The organism is Streptomyces sp. NPDC020875 (genome assembly GCF_040641415.1).
GTDB lineage: Bacteria > Actinomycetota > Actinomycetes > Streptomycetales > Streptomycetaceae > Streptomyces.
The window spans coordinates 18,954-45,448 of sequence record NZ_JBFADP010000057.1; the positions used below are offsets into that span (position 1 = coordinate 18,954).

At 72.2% G+C, this 26,495-nt stretch carries 11 protein-coding genes; 6 read left to right on the forward strand and 5 right to left on the reverse strand.

Annotated elements, in window-relative coordinates; genetic code table 11:
* Positions 1–129: 129 nt before the first annotated feature.
* Both AB0G74_RS27750 and AB0G74_RS27755 read right to left on the reverse strand, forming a co-directional pair.
* Entirely contained in the window at positions 130–483 is a 354-nt protein-coding gene (locus AB0G74_RS27750) for a hypothetical protein (RefSeq protein WP_361151423.1), read from the reverse strand.
* On the reverse strand, positions 480–1,466 hold the full coding sequence (locus AB0G74_RS27755; RefSeq protein ID WP_361151426.1) for an AAA family ATPase: 987 nt from the start codon (positions 1,464–1,466) through the stop codon (positions 480–482). Before AB0G74_RS27755 ends, AB0G74_RS27750 begins: the two co-directional genes overlap by 4 nt.
* 529 nt (positions 1,467–1,995) lie before the next feature.
* On the opposite strand from AB0G74_RS27755, the gene AB0G74_RS27760 reads away from it, so the two are divergent.
* From AB0G74_RS27760 to AB0G74_RS27780, 5 genes are all read left to right on the forward strand, one after another.
* The gene (locus AB0G74_RS27760) at positions 1,996–3,195 is read left to right on the forward strand and encodes a hypothetical protein (protein WP_361151429.1); all 1,200 of its coding nucleotides are present in this window, start codon (positions 1,996–1,998) and stop codon (positions 3,193–3,195) included.
* Positions 3,196–3,276: 81 nt separating this feature from the next.
* Complete coding sequence (locus tag AB0G74_RS27765; RefSeq protein ID WP_361151432.1) at positions 3,277–3,858, forward strand: hypothetical protein; 582 nt, start codon at positions 3,277–3,279, stop codon at positions 3,856–3,858.
* Between the two features lie 22 nt (positions 3,859–3,880).
* The gene (locus tag AB0G74_RS27770; protein ID WP_361151434.1) at positions 3,881–4,024 is read left to right on the forward strand and encodes a hypothetical protein; all 144 of its coding nucleotides are present in this window, start codon (positions 3,881–3,883) and stop codon (positions 4,022–4,024) included.
* A 107-nt stretch (positions 4,025–4,131) separates the two neighbouring features.
* Complete coding sequence (locus tag AB0G74_RS27775) at positions 4,132–4,536, forward strand: HIT domain-containing protein (RefSeq protein WP_361151436.1); 405 nt, start codon at positions 4,132–4,134, stop codon at positions 4,534–4,536.
* Positions 4,533–5,066, forward strand: a complete 534-nt coding sequence (locus AB0G74_RS27780) for a nucleoside 2-deoxyribosyltransferase domain-containing protein (protein WP_361151439.1) — start codon at positions 4,533–4,535, stop codon at positions 5,064–5,066. Before AB0G74_RS27775 ends, AB0G74_RS27780 begins: the two co-directional genes overlap by 4 nt.
* A gap of 106 nt (positions 5,067–5,172) precedes the next feature.
* Here the strand turns inward: AB0G74_RS27780 and AB0G74_RS27785 are convergent, their stop codons facing one another.
* The 3 genes from AB0G74_RS27785 to AB0G74_RS27795 all read right to left on the reverse strand — a co-directional run bounded on the left by AB0G74_RS27785 (position 5,173) and on the right by AB0G74_RS27795 (position 8,313).
* On the reverse strand, positions 5,173–6,711 hold the full coding sequence (locus AB0G74_RS27785; RefSeq protein WP_361151441.1) for a 3'-5' exonuclease: 1,539 nt from the start codon (positions 6,709–6,711) through the stop codon (positions 5,173–5,175).
* A gap of 298 nt (positions 6,712–7,009) precedes the next feature.
* Positions 7,010–7,219: a hypothetical protein gene (locus AB0G74_RS27790; RefSeq protein ID WP_361151444.1), complete on the reverse strand. Its 210-nt coding sequence runs from the start codon at positions 7,217–7,219 to the stop codon at positions 7,010–7,012.
* Entirely contained in the window at positions 7,219–8,313 is a 1,095-nt protein-coding gene (locus AB0G74_RS27795) for a hypothetical protein (RefSeq protein WP_361151446.1), read from the reverse strand. Before AB0G74_RS27795 ends, AB0G74_RS27790 begins: the two co-directional genes overlap by 1 nt.
* Before the next feature lie 508 nt (positions 8,314–8,821).
* On the opposite strand from AB0G74_RS27795, the gene AB0G74_RS27800 reads away from it, so the two are divergent.
* On the forward strand, positions 8,822–26,488 hold the full coding sequence (locus tag AB0G74_RS27800; RefSeq protein ID WP_361151449.1) for a DUF6884 domain-containing protein: 17,667 nt from the start codon (positions 8,822–8,824) through the stop codon (positions 26,486–26,488).
* The last annotated feature ends 7 nt before the right edge of the window (positions 26,489–26,495 follow it).

Below are 26,495 nucleotides of genomic sequence, written 5' to 3' on the forward strand. Positions count from 1 at the left end.
TCATGTCCGGCCGGGCGGGGGGACCGGATGCGGGATTAGGCCCATTGGGGGCAATGCCCCTAACCGGCTCCGGCCGGGAAAGATGCAGGGCCTCGCCGGGGTGTCCGGCGAGGCCCTGGGTCCGCGGGGTCAGCCGACCGGCGGTCCGGTCTTGAGCTTGGCGTTCGGCCGGGGAGGGAACCGGTCGCCGTCGTTGTACTCCGCCTCCGCTTCGGTGACGGCGGCCTCGATGGCGGCCTCGACGAACGCCGACAGGGAGACCGGCGGGACCTCGACCCGCGGGCTGCGCTGGAGGGCGACGACCGTGTCGCGCAGCCGATCCAGCAGCGCGTTGTTCACGTAGGCGGGTACCTTCGACTTCCCGCCGGGCACCTGCTGCCCGCCGATGAGCTTGCCGAGGATGCTGCTGCCGCCGGTGGTCTGGCGACCGGCCCCGGATCCCGGACCACTGGCGTTGTTGCCGCCGCCGAAGGGCTTGCTCATGCCGCTGCTCCCTTCACGGGCAGGAGGAGGCGGGCGAGCTGGTCGTAGTCGGCGGTGGTGGTGGCCTTGGGGTGCAGGGCGCGGACCGGCAGGCCGAAGTCTGCGGCCGCGGCGACCTGGACGTTGCGGCGGGCCGGGGCGATGATCGCTTCGGGGAAGTCGCGGCGCAGGGCGGCCCCGACGAGTCCGGCGTAGTTGCTCTTGTCCCACGACGTCATCACCGCGGCCGCGACCACCAGGCCGGGGTTCTCGTCCTCCTGGACCCGGCGGATCGTCTTGTGGAGGTCCTTGAGCGCCTTGCGGTCCAGCGCGCCGACCTTGAGGGGGACGATGACCCGGTCGGCGGCGATGAGGCCGTTGATCGACAGTTTCCCCAGGGCGGGCGGCGCGTCGATGATCGTGATGTCGATGGGCGCCTTGGACTTGCGGATCGCGGTGCGCAGGCTGCCGTCCCGCGCGGCCCGCGGGTCGTACTCGGCGGTGGCCAGCTCGTCGCCGCTGGGCACGATGTAGAGGCCCTGGATGGCCGTCTCGTACGTCGCCTCGTCCAGCGGCTGCCGGTCGAAAAGGACGTCGGTCAGGGTGTGGCGCTCGTGGACGGCGATGCCGTCGAGACGGGGCAGCAGCCACTCGCCGGACAGGGAGGCTTCCTGCGGGTCGGCGTCGATCAGGCGGACCGTGTAGCCCATGGCCACCCACGCGGCGGCCAGTTCCAGGGACGTCGTCGTCTTGCCCGCGCCGCCCTTCTGGTTCACGCAGACGTACGTCAGGTGCCCGCCGGTGAAGGTCGGGGGCACGGTCAGCGCGGGCGGGACGAACAGCTGGGCGCGCAGGTCGCGGCTGTAGTCGAGCTTGGCGAGAGCGGCGTCGACAACCTCTTTCTCTCGGCCCAGTGCGTCGATCAGGTCGTCGAGGCGCCATTCGCTGACCACGTCCAGGCGGTCGGCGGTCTCGGGCAGGGGGCCCAGGACAGTCATGGACATACGGTGCTCCTCATCGGCCGGTTCCCGGCATTCCCGTCGTACGGTTCACGCCCCGACCGTATCGCCCGTCCGGGCCGCTGCCAGCTCCGCCCCGAACCCGCCGTTCCGGGAAAACCGCAGAACAGTCGCCGTTCGACCCGTTGGACCCAATGGTTCTAGACCTGTTGGGCCGAATACCGGCGCGTCGTCCCTGGTGAGACACCCCCGCAGCTCACCGGCGGGGCCGGGCGACCGGAGCCCTGCCGACCGGTTCACGAGGGCCGGGGCGCGGCCTCGCCCCGGCCGCCGGCCGGAGGGCTCCACCGGGGGGGCCGGACGGGCAGCACTTAGACCCGTTGGACCCAACAGGTCCGACCGCGCCGCCGCCGTCGCCCCGCCCGCCCGGCGGTGGCAGGACCCGCGCCTGGCCCGAACCGCTACCGGCAGTGGCGGAGTACCGGCCAAATCGCGGCTCAAATCGTAAACCGATTGACAGTAACTTCCGCCATTCGTCAACCTGTTGACACGCAAGTGGAGGCAGGAGAAATGCATGAGCGATGAGATCCCCGAGGTCCCCGAAGTCGTCGTGGGGAGGTACGCGGCCCCCCGGGTCACAATCGAGCCCGTCACCGCCGTGGTCTCCGCCGAACCGGTCACGGGCGCACGGCGCCCGGGGGCGTACCAGCGCGTTCTGCTGAACACGGCGACGGGCGGGCTGGCGTTCCACGAGAGCACCGAGCATCTGGAGCCGTGGAACCCCGCGTGGAAGGCCGTGACCGACGTCCCCCGTGAGACGTGGGAGCGCTGGCACCCGGGGAAGCCGTTCCTGCCGGGGGCCGGGGTCCACATGTGGTTCGCCCCGGTCCCCGGGCTGTTGAGCTGGACCGTCGACTGCGGGGGGGCTACCGGGCGTCCGTACCTCAACGTCCGAACCGCCAACGAGCTGCTGGAGCTGGTCGCGCCGTACGCCCAGGACCTGCTCGACGGCCTCTTCGAGGCGGGGGGCGAGCTGGACTGGTCGGCCGCTTCGGCCCGCGCGGGCCGCCAGCTGTGCCGACTGACCTCCCGGTACCGCCAGGCCGCCCAGCCGGAGGTCGACTCCGACCTGGTCGACTACACGGAGGTCGTCGGGCTGTTCCCCCAGGCGTACCGGCCGCAGATCCTCGGAGCCCAGCTCGACGCCCTCGCCGACGAGTGCGAGGGCCTGACCAGGTACCTGGGCGGGCCCTCGCACCCGGAGATCACCGCGAGGTACGGCAGGCCGTACAGCGACGGCAGCGGGATCGCCGTCGAAGTCCTGGGCGTCCGGTCCTGGTACCGCACCGTGCTGCTCGCCGGGGACCCCCGGCCCCTGCACGACTTCCGCGACTGGGAGGCCGAGCACCGGCCGCTGCCCGGGGGCATCACCTCCCAGAGCACCGACGCGGAACTGGACGCGTGGGCCGCACAAGAGGACGACCGGGCCGCCCGCAAGGGGCTGCGGCTGATCGGCGCCCAGCGGGCCGCGTACGGACACCGGACCCACCTGCGCGAGCAGGAGTGGGACCGGCTGGCCGTGGTCGGCTCCGAGGTCGCCCGGCTCGAAGCCGAGCTGTCCGTGCTGCGATCGGAGCGGCTGGGGCTCGTGAGGAACGCCATCGAACGGGGCCGCAGCGACTCCGACATCGGCGTCCGCGCCCGGATGTCACGGCAGGCCGTGCACAAGATCCGCACCAGCAAGACCGGCGAAGACGACGACGCGTCGTCCTGACCCTCGACCAGGCGGCCGGAGTCATCGGAACCGGCTCCGGCCGCGCGCACCACGAACGACACCAACGACGAACGGAGAACCGTGCTTCCCATCGAACGTCTGGCCCTCTTCGGCACGATCCTGAGTGCCTTCGGGGAGATCCATCCCTTCTGCGACCAGTGGGCCCAGGGGTCCACCACGGCAAGGTGCAAGCGCCTCTATGGCTCCCACCAGGTCTACCGCGACGGGGTCCGGGTGGGGGAGGAGAGCGACGACCGGACCGGGGCGCCGACGACGACCGCCAGCGCCCGCGGCCGCCGTGCCGCCGCCGTTCACGTCGCCACGTACACCGCGATCCAGACCGGCGCCGCGATCGCCCTGACCCGCGCCTTCGGGTACCGCGTCCCTGCCAGCGCCCTGACGGCCGGGGCGGTCATCAACGGCGCGACCCACATGGTGATCGACCGGGGCGCCGCGTTCCTGTGGCTGGCCGACAAGGCCAGCAAGCGCGGGTACGTCGACCACTGCCACGCCGTCCGGCTGGACGAGAACGGCACCCCGGTCGCCGAGGAGAACGGCCCCGGCACCGCATGGATCGAGCTGGACGCCGCCCTGCACCGGATCGTCGGCGTGGCCGCCGCCGCCGTCACTACCTGGCTCGCCACCCGCCAGCGCCAGAACTGACCCCCGCCAGGCTCTGACCACGATGCCCGCTGACAACGAGGGCAAAGGCGAATCCGCCCACGCCACAAGCCGCTGGCGAGACGGCGACACGGTCGCCGAGATCCTCACCGCCCGCGGCATCACCACCGAGGCCGGGCACCACCGCCTCGGCAGCAGTACGAAATGACCGTGCCCGGGACTGCTGTCGACAGCCCCGGACACTCCCACCAGCACAGCACACCACGCGGGCCCCGCACCACGCCGGGGCCCGCCCGCTTCCCGGAGGTCCACCCCGTGCCCGCCACACTCACACCCCGCAAGACGCCCTGCGTCTTCTGCGCCATCGCCGCCGGAACCTCACCGGCCGCCGTCGTCCGTGAATGGGACGACGCTCTCGCCATCCGGCCCCGCAGCGGCGGCGTCAACGACGGGCACACGCTCGTCATCCCGCGCATCCACGTCGCGAACGCCGTCGAGAACCCGGACGTCACCGCCTACACCGTGCGCCGCGCCGCGCAGTACGCGGCCGAGATCGGCGCCGACCTGAACCTCATCACCAGCGTCGGACCGGACGCCACGCAGACGGTTTCCCACCTCCACTGGCACGTCATCCCCCGGGCCAAGGACGACGGCCTCCCGCTCCCCTGGACCCCGCAGCACGCCGCCCGCGCCGCCGCGCAGAACGGAGAGACCCGATGAGCACCGTCGAACTGGTCATGGCCCGCGAGCCGGTCCCCGCCGGTCCGAGCGTGTTCCTCGCCGGGCCCACCCCCGACAAGCGCACCCCCGTCCCGTCCTGGCGGCCCGCCGCCCTGGCGGCGCTGACCGCACAGTGGACCGGCCCCGGCACGCTGACCGTTCTGACCCCCGAGTCCCGCAACGGCGCCCGGGCCGACCGGTACGAGGACCAGGTCGACTGGGAGACGAACGCCCGCGCCGCGGCGAGTGCGATCATGTTCTGGATCCCCCGCGACGTGGCGACGATGCCCGGGTTCACCACGAACGTCGAATGGGGCCTTGACGCCCCGTCGGGCCGCGCGGTCCTCGGCTGCCCGCCGGACTGCGCGAACCCGGAGCGCAACCGGTACCTGATCTACGTCGCGCGCCGGTTCAACGCCCCCGTGTGCGAGACCCTGGACGGTACGGCGGCCGCGGCCCTGACCCTCGTCGAACAGCACGGCGCCCGGGAACCGGGCACGGGCATCCGGATGCTGGACGCTCTGGAATGAACGAGGCCGGGTCCGGCGGCAACCGGGCCCAGGCCCTCGTAGTCAGCGAGCCCGGTCGCCTGGCATGAGACCGGGCTCGCCACGGTTTCGGACACGCCGGTCCTTGTCAGCTCTGTGCTGCGGCGTCGGCGGCGAGGGCCGTTCCGGGGGGCGGGCCACTGACCGGGTCCCCGGGGGCGGGCGGACGCGGGGTGAACTCCGTTCCGCGGCCCTTGCTCATCTCAATCAGCACTTCCCGGGCGGCCTGGGCGTCGCCGAGTGCGCGGTGACGGCCGCCGAGCCGGATCCAGGGGCCGGAGCCGAGCCAGGAGGCGTACGCCTTCATGAGGCAGTACCAGGATGCCCCGCCCAGGTGGTCCGGCTTCTTCCCGACCCGTTCCGTGTCGCCCACTACTACCGACTGGTCGAACTCGGTGTTGTACGCGCACACGGTCCGGTCCCGGGTGACCTTCTTCAGCCGGGGGAGGATCTTGTCGAACGTCCTGGCGTCGGCGACCATCTCGTCCGTGATGCCGTGTACCCAGCGGGCTCCGTCGGTGATCGGCGCCTCGGGGTTGACCAGGGTCTCCATGAGCTTCTTGCCGGTGGCGGCATCGACGACCGCGATCTCGACCGTGCGGCCGCCCAGGTCCGTCGTCTCCGTATCGAGGACCACCGCCGCGCCGGGCTCCAGCAGTTGCCGGGCCTCGCGGGTGATGGGGCCCCAATCGGTGCCGCCCAGGTCGACCTCCTCCCAGAAGGCGCTGGCCGCCGGGTCGGCGGCCAGCGCGGCAGCGACCGCGCTCCGGATGGGCTCGTGGTCGTCACGGCGCTCCCACTCGACCTCCCACCGGCCGGTGTAGGGGCTGTGCCGGGCCCAGACGGTCACCTGGTGCCGGTCGGCCAGGGCCTGCGCGAAGGCGCGGACGGCGGCCGCGCGGGTGGGGGCGAGCGCGGCGTACTCCCGCAGCGGGGACACCTTCCCCTTCGGCAGCCCGCGGACGGCTTCCCAGTCCACACCGGGCAGATCCCGGACCGCGCGGACATCGGCGAGCCGGTAGAGCGGCACCGTGACGGTCCGCCGGCCGCTGGTGCCCACCGGCAGCTCGTACGTCGTCGCGGGGGTGATCCACCCGGCGGCCTCCACGTACTTCCAGTCGGCCGGGTGGCGGATCTCCAGCACATCGGCGGCCGCGGACTGGGCGGTGAGGTACTGCTCGCCGTCCGCCTCGGCGGCAAGACGGTCGACGTCGGCGGTGAGGTACCGGCCCAGCCGTCCCTTGACGATGCGGCCCTCCTCGCCCATCCGGGCGATGTCCCGCCAGTGCCAGCCGATCCGGGCCGCGGCCTCGTCGCGGGTGACGCTCGCCTCAACCCAGGCGACCCGCTCCCGGGCGACCCCGGTCACCAGCTCCTTGTCCAGGGCCAGTGCGGCCGCCGTGCTGTAGAGGGTCCAGCGCTTCCAGGTGGAGTGCGGCTCCAGGTGCCCCTGCTCGATCAGGGTGTCCACGTCGTCGGCCGTGACCGGCGCTTCGGTGTGTCCGGCCAGGAGCGCGGCAATCCGGTGGACCCCCAGGGCCTCCGGTACGTGCCGCTCCTGCTGCGGGACCGGCGCGGTGGTGCCAGCGGTCCCGGTACGGGCGGTCGTGGTGGTCGTGTCCGTCATCAGAGGCTCCTTCTCGTCGGTGTTCCGGTTCGTCGGCGGTATCGGCTTCGCACCCTCTTCCGTCTCCGCCAAGGGGTAAATGGGCATCTGACGGTCACTTCTCCGGGGGTCACCCGGGGCCGGGGCCGGTGGTCGCCGGGGGCCTTCGCCGGCCCCCGGACCCCCGCTCCCCCCGGCACCGCCCGGCGCGGGCCGCGCTCCCGTGGTGCGGGTGCGTGCGCGCCGGACGGCACCGGGGCCGTGCGCCCTCTGGCCCTGAGCCGGGCGGGTTTCAGATATCCGAACGGGAATGAGGCGGTCAGTCCGCGTCGGGATCGGTGCATCCGGTGTCGAGCTGGAGGTACGCGCGCGTACCGCCGTCGTACCCCCGGGCGGTCGTGGTGCGGAACTCGGTGTCCAGGACTTCGAGGACGGCTTTGACCGTGGCCTCGTCGCCGCAGATCCGTACGTCGGCGATCCCGGGCAGATAGGTGCGGGGGGTCCGCTCGCGGCGGGGACGGGCGGCCATCAGACGAAACTCACTGGTGCGACGACCGCGAGGAGTTTGCCCGCGTCACCGGCGGCCGCGAGCGCCCCGGGGTCCTCGGGCTTGTCCACGGGCCCGGCGACCAGGACGTGCTGGACGCAGTCGAGGAGGTTCCACCAGTGCTCGGGCAGACTGACGGTCTCGGCGGCCAGACTGACGGTCTCGGCGGCCCGCCACAGCTCGATGCCGTCCTCGCCGTCCGGGCCGGTGTGGACCAGGCCGCGCAGGGACCGGTCGGCGATCCGGGCGCGCACCCGCCAGCGCGGGTCCACGTCCGGCATCCCGTGCAGGCCCCAGTGCTCCCAGTCCGTCCGGGCCTCCAGGTCGTCGATCCCGGCGCCCTCGGTCTCCGGGTACAGCACGAGCATCGGCATCGGGCGCCCGTCCGGCGTGTCCGTCTTCATGAGCATGACGCCGTAGTCCGGGACCAGGTGGTAGGGGTCGATGCCCTCGGGGAGGTCGATGTCGTCCAGAGTGAAGACCTCGATCCCGGCGGCCCGCAGTCCGTCCAGCGGATCGGCGGGCCGCTGCCGGGGCGGCGCCTCCGGGGACATCACCGTCTTGATCGCGTCGGCGATCTCGTCGGCACCGGCCCCGCCCGCGGCCCAGTGGTCGAGCGTGTCCTCCAGGAGGTCGGAGGCGTCGTCGTCGCTCATCGCCTCCACGGCGGCCAGGGCGGCGGCGGCCGCCTCGGTGCCGGTCTTCCCGGCCCGGGCGAGCGGCGCCCACGCCCGGGTGGCCGGGGACGCAAGGAGTCCGGGGGTGGGTCCGGGGGCGGGCAGCGTGCCGTACGCCGCGCCCGCGAGCACCGCGAGGGTCGGCCGCTGCTCGGTCCGGAGCTTGCGGGCCAGCGACCGCTGGCAGGGCTGGCACCCGGCGCGGCAGGCCGCGACCAGCCGGGCCGCCAGGCCGAGGTCGAGGGTGCGCCCGGCCCCGTGGGGCAGGCGGGTGAGGATGTCCATGTCCGGCAGGGGGTTGTGCTCGTGCGCGGCACCGGCGGCGGCGCTCGCGTGTCCGGTCCCGGTTCGCTGGGCGCGCTGCTTGGCGCGCTGCTTCTTTCCGTGTCCCTTGACCACAGCAGATCTCCTCGGAGCGTGCGGCGGTTACCCATGACCCGGTGCACGCGGAGACGGTGATCGCTCAGCGGGCATACGGATGGTGTCGGTCGTGACCAACGGGTGGTGCTCTCCGCACTGATGCGCTGGGACCGTCGTGGTCCTGGCACCTTCGCCTCAGATGTGCGTCAGTCATGGGCTGAGGCTGGCTTGGGCCCGTGCGCGGGCCGTGCTTTTACCACGGTAGCGGGTCCGGCAATACCGCGTACGGGAACACGCCAATGACGCCCCGGTCCTCGATACCTCCTTGGCGGCGTACGGGGCCTCTCCCGTACGCCCGGTGTGGCAAGGAGTCCAAATGTGAGGCTGGTGTGGCGACTGAGGCCGACGACGTGTCAGGTTCCCGGGCCCGGCGTTGTACCCGGCATATCTCAAGCGAGGTTTGCGGCCTCGGTGGGTAGGGTCCAGTGGGGATGACGTGGCATGTGTTTGCTGACGTGCCGCGAGATGACGGCACGGGGAGAAACGCATGGGGGACCGGTTCACGACGCCAGAAGACGTAGCGGCCCACTGGCGGATCGGGGGAGGCGATCAGTTCCGGATCACGGAGACGAAGGACGAGTCGGCCAGCCGCATGGCGGCCCCCTGGCAACGGGAGCGGCGCGCGAGCGAGATGGCGCTCATCAGCGACGCCCTGGTCGTTGCGCGGATGCACTACTCCGATACGGGCCGGTACCGGTGGGGCATTTTTCATACGGGCACCGCACTGCCCGTGCTGATGATGGAGGCCGGGCAGGACGGCGAAGCGGCCCGCGCGCTGGCCGAAGCGCTCGACCAGTGGCGGGACGCCGCCGGGGAGGCGTTCGACTGGAGCAGTGAGGGGCTGGTCGACCGGGTCCGGTCGCCGTACGGGCAGGGGATGCTCGATCAGGTCCGCGGCAGGGATCCGGAGGCCCGCTGGGCGGGTTCGGCCTCGGCGGACGCGGACGTCTGGGAGACCGACGACGGGCAGGCGTACGTCTACGACGACACCATGGACAAGGTGTCGGTCTACGACCCGGACGGGCTGCTGATCGCGCGGGCGGAGCGCCAGTTCGACCGGAACACCCGGAAGTCCGCGTTCATCGGCGAGATGCGCGACGGGCGGCGTCTCTCCGGAGAGTGGGCGCGGCACTTCGTCGAGAACGCCGTGTGGCAGCACCGCATCGCCCAGCTGGAGCCCGCTGCCCGGGACGACGTGTGGATCTACTACCTCGATCACCGGCCGATCGTCCACGGCGTCGACAAGTACGCCGCCGACCATCCCGAGATGAAGGCGCTGCTGCGGTCCGCCGGGTTCACCTGGAGCGGCTTCGCGAAGGCGTACGTCACCACGGGCACCACCCGGTCCGTGGCCCGGGCACAGGGTGTCGACCGGCTTGCCCGGGCCCTGTACGAGAAGGGCCGGATGGTGGAGATCCGGGCGGACGAGAACCGGTTGCGCGGTGTCCACGCGCCCGCCGTCCCGCCGCCGGCGGCCGCCCGTACCGCCGTCCCAGCCGTGACGGCACCGGCGGAGGCTCCGCCAGCGGCTGCCGGAGCGGACGCACCGGCCGCGCCGGTGCCGGAGCCCGGGCCGGTGCTCGCCCCGCAGGACCTGACGGCCGACCAGATCTCCGCCGAACTGGAGCGGCTGAACGAGGAACGCCGCCGCGCTCCGTACGGCAGTGCGCGGCGCCAGCGGCTGGATGAGCAGATTGCGCCCCTGAAGCAGGAGCACGACCGGCGCCAGGTCGAGGAGGTGGGGAGCCGGGCAGACCCCGCGGGCATGGAGGACGGGGAGATCGCCGCCGAGCGGGAGGCCCTGGCGGCCGCGCTGGGCCACCCCGCGTACGGCTACGTGGACAAGACGCCGCTGGCGGAGGCCCGCCGGGAGCGGGACGAGCTGCTGCGGGTGGAGCAGGCCCGGCGTACGGCCGCGGAGCTGGAGGCCCGGACGCCGGTCGCCCAGATGACGGACGAGGACCTCCAGGCGGAGGGCGCTCAGCTGGTCAAGATCCGGCACCAGCGGCCGCCGGAAGCGGCGGACGCCTTCGGCGCGCGGGTCACGGTGGTCGGCCGGGAGATCGCGGAGCGGCGGCTTCGGGCCTGGGGGGAGCAGCCTCCGGTCGCCGGGCTCGACGACGACGAGCTGACCGGGGCGCTGGAGACGCTGCGCGGGCAGCGGCTGTCCGACACCGAGTTCGCGGGCTCGGACCCGGCCAAGGAACTGGTGGAGGAGGCGTTCAAGGCCCGTCGGCATGTGCTGGGGACGGAGGTCAAGGAGCGCGACGAGAAGGCGTTCCGGGCGCTGCTGGAGACGGACGGCCGGATTCGCCTGAAGACCTGGTCTCACAACGACCGCGCCACCAGGGTGAAGATCGACAATCGCTGGTACGGCGAGATCACCGACTTGTACTCGGAGTACCGGGTGCAGTTGTGGCGCGGTCGGGGCCACGACTCGCGGGAGGTGACGTGGCGCACCGGGGCGCTGCGCTGGCTGATCGGGGAGTACGAGAAGGACCCGGAGACGTACGACACGCGGACCTGGGGCGCGTACGTCGATGTCGAGCTGCCGCCGTCGTTCGTCGACCAGCTCACTACCCGCTTCAGCTCCCTGACGCTGTCGGAGGAGGCGGAGAAGTACCTGATCACGATGCTCGCCGACTCCTCGCGGACGCAGTCGCAGGACGAGCACGGCAAGAAGATCATGGTGCACGCCCTCGACGTGCCGCGGCAGGCGCTGCCCGTTCTGGAGCAGATGGGGCGGCGGCTGGTCGGCCTCCTCGACGACGAGCTGGACTGTGACGACCGCAAGACCAGGGAGCGGGCCAAGCGGGCCCGCCCGCACGTGCTGCGCGCGCTGGACGACCTCGCGGAGGTGATGGGGGCCCAGGGCCTGGAGCCGCTGAGGGCGGATAATGAGAATGCAGGAGCGGCACCGGAAGCAGAGGGTGAGGGTGAGGGTGAGCGAGTACGCGAAGACGGCCCGGCGGCACTGGGAGACGTTCCGGCCCAGGGAGCTGGCCGGGATGGAGGACCCGGAGCAGTTCTTCCGGGATCTGGCGGCGGACGTGGAGCAGCGGATCGCGGAGCTGGTGGAGGAGAAGATGCCCGAGGCGATGGGGGAGACCGATCACCAGCGGCGGGCGGGCAAGCTGAACATGGCGCAGCAGGTGGCGCGGGAGCAGGCGCTGAGGGAGATCGTGTTTCTGGAGCCGGAGGAGGAGCGCCGGGACGCGGAGCTGCCCCGCCGGTAGTTTTCCGGCCCGTCTCCCAGGACGACCTGGCTCCGGCTGGGGAGCGGGCCAAGGCCGCCGCCAACCTCGAAGCCGTCCGCGTCCTCAAGCTCGTACGGGAGGAGCAGCGGGCGGCGACCGCCGCCGAACAGCAGGTGATGGCCCGCTGGTCCGGTTGGGGGGCGGTCCCGGAGGTCCTGGCGGACCGTCCTGTCGAGGACGATCCCGTCTTCGGGCCGGGCGGAGAGCGGGAGAACGGCTACGCGGCCGCCGCAGCTCGCTGGGAGTCGTTCGCGGATGTCCGCGACCCGCTGCGCGTCCTCCTCGACGACGGCGAGTGGCGGGCGGCGGCCGCGTCCACCCTGAGTGCCCACTACACCCCGCCGGAGATCACCTCCGCGATGTGGCAGGCGCTGGCCGATCTCGGGTTCGACGGCGGCGAGGTACTGGAGCCCGGCTCCGGCGCGGGCGTCACCTTCGGCACGGCGCCGGAGTCGGCCCGGCTGACCGGTATCGAGATCGACCCCACCAGCGCCGCGATCTCCCGGCTGCTGGCGCCCGGGGTGACGGTCCTGAACGAGTCGTTCGCCGACACCGTGGCGCCCGACGGCGCGTTCGACGCCGTGGTGGGCAACGTGCCCTTCGCCCGGGTGACGCTCTACGACCCGAAGCACAACCGCGGCCGCCACCGTATTCACAACCACTTCGTCCTCAAGTCCTTGGCCCTGACCCGGCCCGGCGGCGTGGTCGCTCTGATCGCGTCCGGGTACGTCATGGACACCGAGGGCGACAAGGCCCGGGCGGAACTCTTCGAGATGGCCGACCTGCTCGGTGCCGTGCGCCTGCCCCGGAATGTGTTCGCCCGGTCGGCCGGTACGAATGTGTTCGCGGACATCCTCATCCTGCGCCGCCGGATGGACGGCGAGGAGCCGCTGGACCGGACGTGGCTGAACGTCCAGCGACGGCAGCTCGGCGACCATGTACTGCCGGTGAACGACTACTTCGTCGAGCACCCGGAGCGGGTGCTGGGGACGCTGACCAGCCGTATGGGCAGGGTGCGTCCGGAGGTCGCCGTCTTCGGCGACCCGGACGTCTCCGTATCCCTGCGGGTCGCTCTGCGGCAGATCGCCGACAGTGCGGTCCTCGCGCGGCGCTCGTATGCCCCGCACCCCGAGGGGCCGCACCGGCCGCCGCTGCGGCTGAAGCCCGCGGCCGACATCCAGGACTTCACCGGGCGGCTGTCCGCCGATGTGGACGGCAAGCTGTGGCAGGCCGTGGGCGAAGGGGACCAGGTCGCCGTCGAGCTGCCTGCCAAGCAGCACGCCCAGCTCGCCTCGCTGATCGAACTCAAGGACCTGGTGCGCGGGCTGAACGAGCTGGACCGCTCCGGCTCCGACCGGGCCCTGGCGGATGCGCACCGCCGTCTGACCAAGGAGACATACGAGCGGTACGTCGCCGCCTACGGGCCGCTGTCCCGGCCCCGGCAGCAGCAGAACGTCACGACTCAGACCGGCGACGGCGCGAGTGTCACCGGGCTGACCGCCTGGGGGTACTTCCTCAACGACCCGCAGGCGTACGAGGTCCTGGCGCTGGAGATGTGGGAGGCGGACACCGAGACCGTGCGCGTCTCGGAAATCCTCGACCGGGCCCCGGCCGCCCGCCGCAGCATCCTGGGACGGCACACCGACGACCCGCAGCAGGCGCTGGACGCGGTGGTCGCCGAACGCGGGCACGTCGACCTCCCCCACATCGCGTGGATGCTCCAGGTCGACGAAGACGAGGCCCGCCGGCGGCTGGGCCGGTCGGTGTTCACCGACCCGCTCACCTCGGATCTGCTCTACAGCGCCGACTACCTCTCCGGGGATGTGCGCACCAAGCTGGAAATCGCCCGGCAGGCCGCCCGGCAGGATGCGGCGTTCCAGGTCAACGTCGCCGAGCTGGAGCGCATCCTGCCGCGCGAGATGCTGCCCGGGCAGTTCGCCATCCGCCTCGGTGCCGCCTGGCTGCCCGACGACCTGGTGCAGGAGTTCTTCCGCCAGTTCCTGGGGGATGCGCACCTGACGATCCAGCACTCCGGCAACGGGAACTGGCACATCCTCAAGGGCCGCGGCCTGAGTGAAGAGGACGAGGTCAAGCACACTGCGGGCGGCCTGGACCCGCTCGCCCTGGTCAGCCGGGTCCTCAACGGCGGCTCCATGACGGGGCGGCCCGCGGACGACGAGGAAGCCGCTCACGCGGTGCGGACCCGGGCGGAGGAGTGGCGCGACGCCTTCGAGGCGTGGGTCCTGGACGACTCCGCGCGGGCCGCCCGGGTCGCGGACGTCTACAACCGGCAGATGAACAACCGGGTGGTCCGGGACTTCACCGGCACCCGTCCCTCCCTGGCCGGGCTCGACCCCGACTTCACCCCGTACGACCATCAGCTGGCGGCCGCGGCCCGGATGGCGCACGAGCGCTGCCTGGTGCTGTCCCATGTGGTCGGCGCCGGGAAGACCGGGGCGCTGGCCATCGGCATGATGGCCATGAAGAACACCGGCCAGATCGAAAAGCCGCTGGTGGCGGTGCCGAACTACCTGGTCGAGCAGTGGGAGGGCGAGGTCCGCAAGCTGTTCCCGGCCGCCCGCATCCTCACCCTGACCAGCGACGACCTTGCCGACGGCAAGCGCGACCGGATGCTCCAGTACGTCCGCGCGAACAGCTTCGACATGATCATCATGTCCCACTCGCTGTTCGACTCGATCCCGCTCAGCCCGGAGTTCTACGAGTTCTACAACGACGACGAACTGCGCAAGATGGACGCGCAGATCGTCCACGAGCGGCGCCGCGAGGGAAAGTCGATCTCCCTCAAGCAACTGGAGGAACGGCGCCAGACCCACGCGCAGAAACTGAAGGAGCGCGCGGACTCCATCCGTACCCCCGGGCAGGTCTACATGGACGACCTGGGCCTGGACTTCTTCGCCATCGACGAGGCACACGAGTACAAGAACCTCGCCGTCCAGTCCAAGATCCCGGGCGCCCGGGTCAAGGGCTCGGCGAAGGCGCAGCACCTGCACGCCGTGCTGGAGTGGGCCCGCCGCAACAAGCCGACGGGCCCGATGGGCTGTCTGGCCACCGGCACCCCGCTGTCGAACGCCATCGGCGAACTGCACAGCCTCCTCCTGCTGGCCAACCCTCAGCTGCTGCGGGACCTCGGCATCGAGGAGTTCGACGCCTTCGCCACCATGTACGGGAAGATGGTGGAGCGGCTGGAGATGACCGTCGACGGCAAGGGCTTCAAGTCCGTCGAGCGGTTCGCCGCCTTCCACAGCGTGAACTCGCTACTGCGGCAGCTGTGGCTTCCGGCCGTCGACTACAAGGACGAGGAAGACCTCGGGCTCCCGCTGCCGGGCATCAAGGGCGGCGAGCCGGAACTCATGCTCGTGCCCGCCACTCCCGGCCAGCAAAAGCTCATGGAGGAGCTGGGCGAGCGGTACGAAGCGTGCCACCAGGGCGAGGTCGACAAGAGCGAGGACAACGCGCTCTCCATCAACACCGACGCCCGGGTCATCGCCCTGGACCCCCGGCTGATCGACGCGGACGCCGAGCCCGGCAACAAGCTCCGCCTCCTCGCCGACCGGATCGCCGCGACGTACCACGAGACGAAGGACAACCGCTACACCTACACCACCAAGGACCTGCGCCCCCACCCCGTCCCGGGGGCGCTCCAGATGGTGTTCCTCAACCAGGGCACGCCGGGGGGCAAGAACCGCGGCAACTTCAACGCCTACCAGGAGATGAAAGACCTCCTCGTCGAGCGGGACGTACCCGCCGACAAGATCGACTTCATCCACGACGCGTCCCGCGCCGACCAGCGGCGCAAGCTCGTCGCCCGCGCCAACCACGGCGGCTGCAACGTTCTGATCGGCTCCACCCAGCGCATGGGCAAGGGCCTGAACGCGCAGAACCGGACCATCGCCCTGTACCACGTCGACCCGGATTTCCGGCCCGCCGACATGAAGCAGAAGGACGGCCGTGCCCTGCGGCAGGGCAACCAGAACAAGAACGTCGGGATCGTCTGGGCCGCCACGGAGGGCACCTTCGACTCCCGGATGTACGGCATCCTCGCCACCAAGGCCAAGGGCTTCGACCAGCTCTACAAGGCCCGGCTCGATGCCGGGACCGACGAGATCCAGGAAGTCGACGAAGCGCTCGTCCCGTACGAGGAAGCACAGGCGATCATCTCCGGCAACGAGTACCTCATTGCCCAGGAAGACCTGCGCAAGAAGCTCAAGAAGCTCACCCTCAGCCAGAACAACCGGGCCACCCAGCGGTCCATCATCTTCAAGAAGGTCCAGGCCGTCAGCGCCGAGATCGAGGTACTGGAACGCAACATCACCCGTCGCGGTGCCGTCCTGCCGTCGCTGCTGCCCGTGCTCGGCGACGACTTCCAGATCACCCTCGGCGGCGCCTCCTACACCAAGCACAAGGACGCTGCCGTACCGCTGACCACGGCACTCTCCGGTGTCCTGGAGGCCCTGCCGGAGGACCGTCCGAGCACCCGGGACGTGGTCCTGGGCCAGCTCGGCGGCCGCGACCTGGTCGCCGTGGCCTTCCGCGAGGACAACCAGGAGGTGCCCTTCGTCCGCGTCCACCTGGACGGTCTGCCGGACTCCCTCCAGCGCTTCGACGCGGTCCAGCTGAGCATCCTCAAAGGCGAGGCGCTGCTGCGGCGCCTGACGAAGACCATCACGGAGGCCCCCGGACGGCAGACCGAGGACGAGGGAAACCTCCGGGCGAAGCAGAAAACCCGGGACAACCTGCTGATCCAGTCCGAGGAACTGCGCGGGCAGGTCCCCGGACTGGCTCTGGCCCGCGAACGGCTCAGCCTGGTCGACGCCCTGGTCAAAGCGCAGGTCGCGGTGAACAAGGCGGGCAAGCCCAGCGAGAAGGAATCAGCCGACGAGACCAAGAACCGCAAGGCAGCCGTTGAACGGCGCGACGGCCTCCAGCGGCAGTTGGACCAGCTCGACGCCGACGCCCCGGCGGAGGCATCACCGGAGGCGGGCGGAATCCTGCCCGATGCAGGGCCCCGCCGGGACCCGGCCTGGCTCTCCGCGCAGGAGAGGGAGAGCGAGGCGACGATCCTGCGCGCCCACATCACCGTCCACGGGGACCCGGACGGCACCGTCGCCGCCCGTCTCGCCGCGCTGGAGGAGGCGGGCGGCCCACCCGCGGACACGGCCGGTTCCGGTGAGCCGGTGGACGATGCCGCCTCGCCCGCGGATACTCGGACCACAGCCGCCACCGAGCCCTCCGAACCCTCGTCCGGACGCGAGACCACAGGCGCCAGCGGAACTCTGCAAGGGCTGATCGACGGCTTCGGCGGCCGCGTCGTCTTCGGGCACATCGGCGCCCCGCCGACCACCCCCGGGCCTCCCGACGAACACCCTGAGCAGCCGACGAAGCAGCCCGCGGACCGCCCGGAACCGGCAGCGGAGACGGCGGCCGGGGAGGCAGAACCGGCGCCCGCCGCAGCTCCCGGAGAGGAACTGTGGAACGGAGTCCCGGGGATCATCGCCGGGCCGGGCGTGGTCAAGCCCGGAATGCACGTTCAGTACCTGCCCCCGTACTGGCCGGGGTCCCGCACTCGCCACTCCGGCAGTGGAGTGATCGTCAGCGTGGGGCCCAACAACGTGCGCTGGCGGCCCGCCGGGTGGCACCAGGACGTGCGCACTCCGCTGGACCACATGCGCATCAACCCCACGAAGCATGTCAACCAGGCGGAAGACGTCCGGCGCATGAGCGCGGCTCTGGAGGCCGGACAGCCGCTGCCCCGGCACCCGGAGTGGGTCAGGTGGAGCCTGGCAGAACACCTGGCCTACGCCGGGCAGGCGCCCGAAGCGCAGACCGGCCCTCTGGTGATCATTCCTTGCGGGTCCGCCAAGCTGGACCGTAAGGCCGCCGCTGGCGAGCTGTACGTGGGCCCGTATCACCGGAGCTGCCGGGAAGCGGCGGACGCGCTGACGGCCGACGGGGGCACCGTCCTGATCCTGTCGGCGCTGTACGGTCTCGTCACCCTGGATCAGGAGATCGAGCCGTACGACCTCCGGATGGGACAGCTCGGCTCCGTCACCGTCGAGAAACTGCGCGAGCAGGCCCGCGAGCTGGGGGTCGACGGCGCGCAAGAGGTCGTCATCCTGGCTGGGGAGACGTACACCGCCGCGGCGCTTGAGGTGTGGCCGGACGCGGCCACCCCGCTGGCCGGGCTGGGCGGCTTGGGGTACCAGCGTCAGTACCTGTCCATGCTGGCCAAGCGCGCTCCCGGTGAGCCGATCCCCCAGCCCGCCGGCAACACGGATGAGGCAGCGGACGGCGACGGGTATGGGACGGGCGACTTGTTCGACGAGTTCGGTGTCCCGCAGCCCGGACGTGTCCCGGCCCCGCCGCAGGACGGCCCCGACCCTGAAGAGGAGACGGACGAGACCGGCGTCCCCGGCGGGCAGATGACCGTGGACGAGGTACAGCCCGACACGGCTCCCGCCGACCAGGGGGCCATCACGCGGGACGACGGCAGGGTCCGCCTGACCAGCGCGGACGGACAGCTGACGTTCACTCTGCTCGAAGTCCCGGCGGACGCGGGCCTCGCACCACAGGCGGTGGAGGGGTATCAGCGGCGCCTCGCCGAGTTCACTGCGGTCGTCGAGACGAAGAACGAGCAGACGGCGCAGACGCCGGACGAACAGGCCGAGCGACTGGCCCGGTGGCGGCACACGTACAAGGGGGACAACGGCCTGGAGCCGTTCCGGCCGCTGCCCTCCCTGCGGCTGACTCCGCGTACGGACAGCCCCGGCCTGACCCCGGCGGAGTACGGCCTCGGCTCGTGGGTGACCTGGCGGGACGAGCGGACCGGCCAGGAGGTGACGGGCCAGGTCATGGCCCCCGGAGCGGCCACGAATACCTGGTTCGTCAGCACGGACCGGACCGGCCACACCGGCGAGTACCACGTGCTGTCCCGCTCCGGGAAGAAGTCCACCGGCTACTCGTACTCCCTCAATGACGCCGTGGACCTGCGGCCCGCCGACGGGCCCGGCGCCCAGCGGCCGCTGGAGGACCTTCCGGAGGCGGACTCCATCCCCGCCCGGCCGGTCACGCCGTACGCCGACTGGCTGCCGACCGACGGATTGTCCCCGGTACGCGAGCCGATCCCGGTGACGGTCGGCGACATGGGGCCCCGCTTCGACCCGGTCGAAGTCGCCTTCGACGTCACCGCGGACGGCATCCCGTTCGTGGTCCGGCTGAGCCAGAACGACGAGACCCTGACCTCAACCTTCGTGCCGCGCATCGAGTCCGACGGCGACATCGTCGCCGAGTACGTTTCCCTAGACAGCCGGGCGGCGGCCGTGGCCCTCTGCGTGCGCGTGGCCCGCGAGGCCCGGAAGATGGCCGACCAGCCGCTGAACGCGCGGTACCGCAATCACTCTCTAGACCTGGCAGGCGACGGGATCTGCGGCCAATGCAGCCTCCACCTCAACGACGGCCACGCCAAACCGCTGTACCGGATCAACAGCGGCGACCCCGAATGCGTCGACCACATCAGCCTCCGCCTGAGCGTGCCGAAATCCGAGGTGGTCGAGCTGGCGCGGGCCCGCCGTATCTGGGCGGCCCGCGTGGCCCCCGCGCCGGTGTCACCGGACCCGGCTGCGCCGGTTGGCGCCAAACCGGAGGCGGCGGTTGGCGCAGAGATCCGGGAGCCGCACGAGGTCGACCGCCAGTCGCTCCGGGGCGGCAACCGGATCACGGTCGCCGTGAGCGGCACGAGCATCGAATGGGACGCCGACGCCTGGGGGCTGCCCGTACCGGTGACGGTCACCGTCACCGGCACCGTCTACCCCGGGTACCGCGATTTCCGCCAGAACACGACGCTGCTCGACGCAGTGATCCGCGATCAGACAGGGGCGGAGGTGACCGCCGCCGAGCGGGTCTTCGTCCGGCTGCTGCCCGCACAGGTACAGCTCATCCCGGCCGACCATCGTGACGACCTGCGGCCGGAGCCCCGCACCGTGGGGCAGATCCGGGTGGGTGACCTCGTCGCCGAAGGCGGCTCCCGGGGCGAGGTCGTCACCGAACTGCGCTTCGTCCAGGGCGGGCGAGGCAGCATGATGACGATCTCCACCCGGGACGCGGTCACCGGCGACGCCAACAGCTTCGGGCTGGCTGTCGCCGACGAGATCGCGGTCGTCCCCCGCGAGCGGCGCCCCTCGGAGGACGTCGCCGCGCTGTTCGGCCACCACGGCAGCCACGAAGAGGCCGCCTCCCAGGTCCAGCGGACCTACGACCTCCACGCCGCTGTCACGGACGCCACCGGGAGGGTGTGGCCGAACGGCGGCGGGCCCCGGGACGAACTCCGTGCGCTCGACGCGGCAATCGCGGCGATCATCCCCTCGGGCCGGGGGGTGGACGTCTACCGGGCCAACTCTGCGGCGATGGAGAGGGCGGCCGCCGCGGCGGCGGCTCTGCTCGCCGCCACCGACGACGACGTCCTCAACCGGTACGTCGGCGTGCCGCTGCACCGCCTCCACCAGCATCTCGACGACCAGGCCCAGCGGCTGGCCGCCTCCGCAGCCCACCTGGCCGAACGGGCGGCCTCTGCGGCGTCGGCGAAGACGAGCGCAGCAGCCGCTGAGCACCGCGGCGAAGGAGACCAGCCCCGCCCCGACCAGGCGATCCGTACGGCGACCGACGCCCTGCGCGAGACCGCCCCGCCCAGCGACGAACAGCTCGCAGCGTCCCGGGACCGGTACTCACCACTGCGAGAAGGGGAAGGCGCCGGGGCCGACCCGGCTCCGGCGAAAGGCCCGACCCCCGCCCCGAACCCGGGCGGTGGACCGGGCCCTGACGACCTGGTGCGCGCCCAGCTCCGCATGACTGAGGTCACCGGAGCAGCGGGCATCACGTACTCCCTCCACGGGGGCTTGCAGCCCGGAGACCCGCAGACCATCCAGTTCCACATCGTCCGCCGGTCCCGCGGGATGACCGATGTCGTGGAGTTCTCAGGTACGCGCGACGAGTGCCTGGCGTACATCGAGACGGCGGCCGCCGTACGATCGGCCGCCGAAGCGGTGGGCGAGAACTCCGAGCAGCAGGCCGCCGCGGCGGAGTGGCTCCGTCAGGCAGGCGAAGCCGCTGACGAGTCCCCGGACACCGGGCCGGGGACGGGGTCCGGCGATCCACAGCCCGCCTCGCCAGCCGCCGCAACCGGTGCCCAGGGTCCCGGCGCTTCACCTGATGGTGAGGCTGAGGGGAACGGAGCGGCTGAAGCGCCCGCAGAGGAAGCGGCGACACCCCGCACCGACCCCAAGGACGCCGCGGCCGACGCCGGGCGGGAAGCCGAGCTTCGGGCGGCGCTTGCCGAGGGCGAATCGATCGTCCCCGTCTCGTTCACCGGGTCGTACGTACCGGCGGCGGGCTGGATCCTGTCGACGCCGGGCGGGCACACGTTCCGCATTCGCCCCTCGGCGACAGACCGTCCGGATCAGGACCGCTGGGAGGGTGCTCACGACACCGGCGGCTCCTCGTGGTGGAACGTGAACATCGAGGACCGGACCCTCGCCGCCGTACTGGCGCGGATCCGCGAGGACTCGGCGACCCGTACCCGGTTCGCCTCGCTGTGGGCCCGGTACGGGCACCTGACGGCGCAGGCCCCCCGGTTCGAGACGACCACCAACCGCGTCCAGCTCGAAGAGGGGGTGTACCTGGTCCACCGGTTCGGCCGTATCGGCCTGATCGCGTCGTGCCGGTGGGGCTGGCAGCACCTGACCGACCCGGACGGCGCGCAGGGCCGCACCAGTGAGGGCTGGTCCCGGAAGGGCCAGGACACCCGGCAGTACGTCGCCGAATGGAAAATCTGGGCACCGGGCCAGGAAGCCATTCCGGACGAGCGGCTACGCGTCGTGGCCCGGCTCACGGATGACATGGCCGACACCCCGGACGCGTACTGCGACGGGTCGTGGCCGTACGTCGGCAAGGACAGCGCGAAGAATTCGGGTGCCCGGTACACGGTCGCCGTCGCCGATGACCAGGGCGGCGAGCTGGGTCACTACACCCTGTGCGCGCGGTGTCTGTCCCTCCGGCTGAGCGGCGACGAGGACAGGCACGGATACCGTGAGGTCCAGGTACTCGCTCGGGATCTGGCCAAGGGTGATCCGAAGGAGTGCGACCTCAGGTGGGGGCTCTGGGACGACCGGATCGCCGAGCTGGCCGGGCAGATGCTGACGGCCGCGCTGGATGCCGGAGAAGCTGCCCCGTGGCCCGCCCGGGCTCTGGCGGATCAGATCGTCGCCGAGGCGTGCGAGGCGGGCGACGACCGCGCCAAGCGTGAAGCACGGGCCGAAGTGAAGGCGGCGGGCGGAGACGCGCAGGCCCAGAAACGGGCGGCGGAGGCGGCGTTCGCAGCCCGTCAGGACCGGGCGGCGCTGGTCGCCCGGCGCGGCGCGGCCCCCGTGGAAGCGGCGAACGAGGCGTCCCGCGACGGTGTCGCACCCCTGCCCCTGGGGCTCGACGGCCCGGAGGCGGAGAGCGGCAGCGCGGCGGCGGGGTCCGGCGAGGGGACGCCCGTGGCCGTCGACGTCACTGCGCTGACCGTCACCCCTCGGATTCTTAACGGGGAGCCGTCCTTCTATCAGTTCGACGTCACCGGACCCGGGCTGACTGTCGGTGAATACACGATCTCCCACGACGCCCAGGGTGAGGGCGCGCGGGGGATCATGTGGCGGGCGTCCTGGTACGGCGCAGAGCCGTCGGGCCTGTGGGACGTGATCAGCATCGGTTCCGGCAAGGGCGAGAGCGCGGCCCTGGCGGCCGTTGCCGAGCACGCGACCGAGACCGGCGGCGACCTGGTGGCCGGGTTCGCAGTCGCCCGCCGTATGCAGTACGACGCGGGGCTGTGGCTCCTGCCGGACGTCGGGGAGTCGGAGTCGATCCAGTACCATCCTGACGGCTCGTGGACGATCACCGCCGGGACCGGAGCCCGGTACACGGTCCGCAAAGAGTGGAGAGGCCGCACCGCCTCCGGCGAGCTGGGCCCGCTCCTGATCGAGGACCAGGCGGGGGCGCAGGTCGCGTCCTGCGACGCCGTCGACGGCTACATGTCCTCGTGGGCGGCGATGCTCGAACGGCTCCGTCTCCACGCCTCATCGGCGGCTGACGAAGTGCCGCACGCGACGCTCGTCACCCTCGGCGGCCCGGGCCGGGACTGGGTGGAGGCGTGGTGCGTGTGCAGCTGGACCGAGCGGGCCGACGCCGCCGAGTACGCCGACCGTCTCTCCGCCGGTGAGGCCCTGGCTCTGGCACACAACCCGGCCCACGGCCCGGTGGCGCCGGGAGCGGACGCGGTGCCGCGCTCCCTCGCCGAGGCAGAGCCCGTGCGCCGCAGCCAGAGCCCCGAGTCCTCAAACTCCGCGTCAGTCCCGGGCAGGAAGCGCAAGGGGAAGGGTTCCGCCGTGGTGGCGCCGACGCTGGACGACGTCGTCCCGGAAGAGACCTCCGGGGCACCGGCCGCGCCTGAACCGCCGGACCTGGACGTCGTACTCCTGAACGTCGACGTACCCGTCCTCGGCCCCGCCGAGCCTTACACCGCCGACGAGGAAGCCCAGGCGGACATCGACCGGCTCGGCGAAGCCTTCGCGCTGTGGGAGGCCCTGCCCGAAGTGCAGCGGTACTACGACGCCGACCGGCGGCAGCGCCCCGACGGCGACGGGCCCCCCGCCAACGCCGTGGCGCAGTTGGCCGCGGCGTACCGGGACGCCGAACAGATCCTGCGTGACGGCCCGGTGGGCTCGCCGGACGATCTGGTGCGCCAGGTCCATACGGTCGCGGTCTGGAGCGGCGCTCTGGAGCCCGTGGTGGGAGAAGATCTGCGCGGCCCGCTGGTTCAGGTCCGGGAGGCTGCTGACCTGATGGCCTCCCGGTCTCGGGCGACGGTGGAGGCGTTCGAGACGGAGCTGGCCGCCCTTGCCGCGGCATCCGCCGCACCGGCCGCCGCCCCTCAGGAGAAAGCCGCAGCAGAGCCGGAGCCCGCCGAACCGGCCCCCGCGACCGGCGACGACCGGCAGGAAACTCCGGACAGCGTCACCGGGCCGGAGTCCCGCGAACCGGCCGCCGGCCCCGGCCCCGCAGCGCCGCCGACGACCGAAAGGACGACGGCGGGCACCGAGCCCGGCGCCGTCACGGACGACGCCCCGCCCCCGGCCGGGCCAGCCGACGAGGACGGGCCGGGCACGGCCGCCGCCCCGGGCTCCGACACGAGCCCGGCTGACGAAGCGGCGCCGCCCGAGACTCCCGTACCGGATCGCGAGCCGGACGGCGACCCCGCAGAGCAGGAGGACACAGTGGCAGGCGAACCTGACGCTCCCGCGCCCGAGACGACGGCAGAGGCCCCGGTCGCCGGTCCGCCGACGGAGGAACCGGCGACCACGCCAGTGGTGGACGTCGAGGACCCGCCGGAGCCCCGTCGGCATATCGAGGTCGTGCCCTTGTCCACGGATCCCGCGTACGAGCTGCACCTGGTCACGGTGGACGGGCAGCCGCGGCCCGTTGAGGGCGGCGTACGGCACGGTGACAGGGTGATCGCGGAGATCCGGGAGTCCGCCGCCGGGAGCTGGTACGCCCGCCTCGCATTCGACGGCCTGCCCGCGGATGTGACGGGGCCCCATGACACGCCCCGGGCCGCCGGGGCCCACGCGGCCATCCTGTACTCGGCATTCACCGGGACGCCGTACGGCGAGCCGGTCGTCGCGGCCACCGCGTCCGGGCCGCTGACCCGGGCCGACGTAGTGCGCCGCGAACTGCGGGAAGCCGCGCTGTGGCACCGGGAGGCCGTCACCGCCGCTGCCGCCCGGGCGGACACCGACTACGCCCAGAACCCGGCCTTCCAGGAGCTGGACCGGCACCTCGGCAGCCTCGCGGCCGCCGTCAGCGGCGGCCACGGCTCCCGGCAGATGGAAGCCGACCTGATCGCGGTGAGGGACGCGGTCAACGCCTGGGGCGTCACGCTGCCGGAGAACCCCGACGCGCAGGAGCGGCAGCACCTGGTCTTCCCACTCGCCCGGTTGCTCTACGACGCCGCGCGTCTGCGCGGTCGGCTCCAGGCCACCCTCGACGCCGTACAGGGCGAACGGGACGCGGCCGCCCGGGAACGGGACGCGCGGGAGGCTGCCGCCGCTGCCGTACCGGACACGGCAACAGCCGCGCCTTCGGCCCCCCGACCGGCACCCGTTCCGGACCCCGCGTCCTCGGCCGTACCGGTCCCAGGGCCGGAATCGGTCCCAGCCGTGGAGCCGGTGACGGGGCCGACCGTCACCATCTCGCTGTCCTCCGCCTCCGAGCCAGGGGAGGTGCTTGCCCGGATCGACACCGTGGCGCTGTCGCAGACCATCGTTCTGCCCGGGGCCGTCGTCGCCGACATGCCCGGCCAGCTCCTGCCCGTCACCGTCACCGTCCCGATGCTGGATCGCCCGGCCCAGCACGCAGAGCAGCTCGTCTCCGACGAGGAGACGGCGGCCTGGCTCGCCCCGTACCTCGCCGAAAGCCCGCTGGCCCCGGCCTGGAGCACACCCCGGGTCCGCCCGGTACTGGTCGTCGCGGTCGGCGACGTTCTGCGGGACGGTATGGCGCCCACCGTTGACGAGGTCGCCGACTGGCTGGTGGCCACGGCCACCGAGCGGGACGGCCTGCTCCAGAGCGCCCACACCACGCTGGCCGAGTTCACCGCGCAGTTCGAGCAGTCAGCCGACGCCCTCGTAGCCAACGACGGCTCCGAGCTGCTGTGGTGGACCTACATGGGAAACGACGGTGCCCGCCGGGCCCAGGTGCTTGCCGTCGCAACACCGACCGCCTACGAGCAACTGCGCGCCCTGCCCCTCCCTGCTGCTGAGCCTGCGGCTACCCCCGCCCCGGCGGCGGCCACGGAACCGATCCCAGCCGAACCCGCCCCGAGCCCACAAGCACCGGAGGAGTCCGAGATGTCCACACCCCCTCAGTTCAAGCCCGGGGACCTGCCGCTGTGGACCGGACCGGACCCGGACCCGGTACCGACAGGCCCTGAAGTCGACCTCGTCGCCGGGTTCGAGGCGGTGAAGGAGGCGTGGGACGAGCATGTACCCGCTGACCGGGACACGGGCGAGGGCTTTGCCGCTGTCCGGGCCGAGCTGCTCAGGCTCAGGGACGCGCTGGGCGAGCCCGGCGGGACCGGGCCCGCCCCCCAAGAGCCGGTGGCCGCCGCTTCGTCCGGCGCGGCCGCCGGGCCCGGAGCCGCGCCAGAGGACACGGGGGCGAAGGCGAACGCGGTGAACACGGCGCTGCGGGCGGCCGACGAGCACGCGCCCGCCCTCGCGGACCTGCCGGAATGGCAGCGACTCCAGACCGTCCGCGGGGCCTTCTCGAACCTGATGAGCGTCCTGAAGAAGCGCGCGGGCGAGGGCTTCGAGCAGTTGATGACGCGCGACGGTCGGTTCTCGGACTTCATCCGCCGTACTTCGCTGAAGGTCTGCGAAAAGGTAGCTGAGCTGGCGCGGGCTGGTGCCGACCGGCTCCGGAAGCACAGCGACCCGCCGGGGCGGGGCGGAGACCTGCCGAGTGCTGAGGCCCTGCTGCGGCTGGGGGACGCGGCCTTCGACTACGCGGAGCCCCGGCGCCACGGCCCACCGCCAGCGGCGTCGGACGCCGGCGGGGCACCGGTCCGCACCGTCGATATCCCGGAGATGCGGAAGATGGGCGAGGCCCTGGCCCGGCCCCTGCCGGGCCAGGGGCGCAAAGTGTCGGCGGCGGCCGCGCGCGGCCGGTCCACAACGGCAAAGCGCTCCGGAAAGCCGAAGAAGCCCACCACCGGCGGCGGCGAGCAGTCCGGGCACCTGCGCCGGGGGACCACCAACCCGCAACAGGGCCGCAAGCCCAACCAGCGCTGAGGCCCCG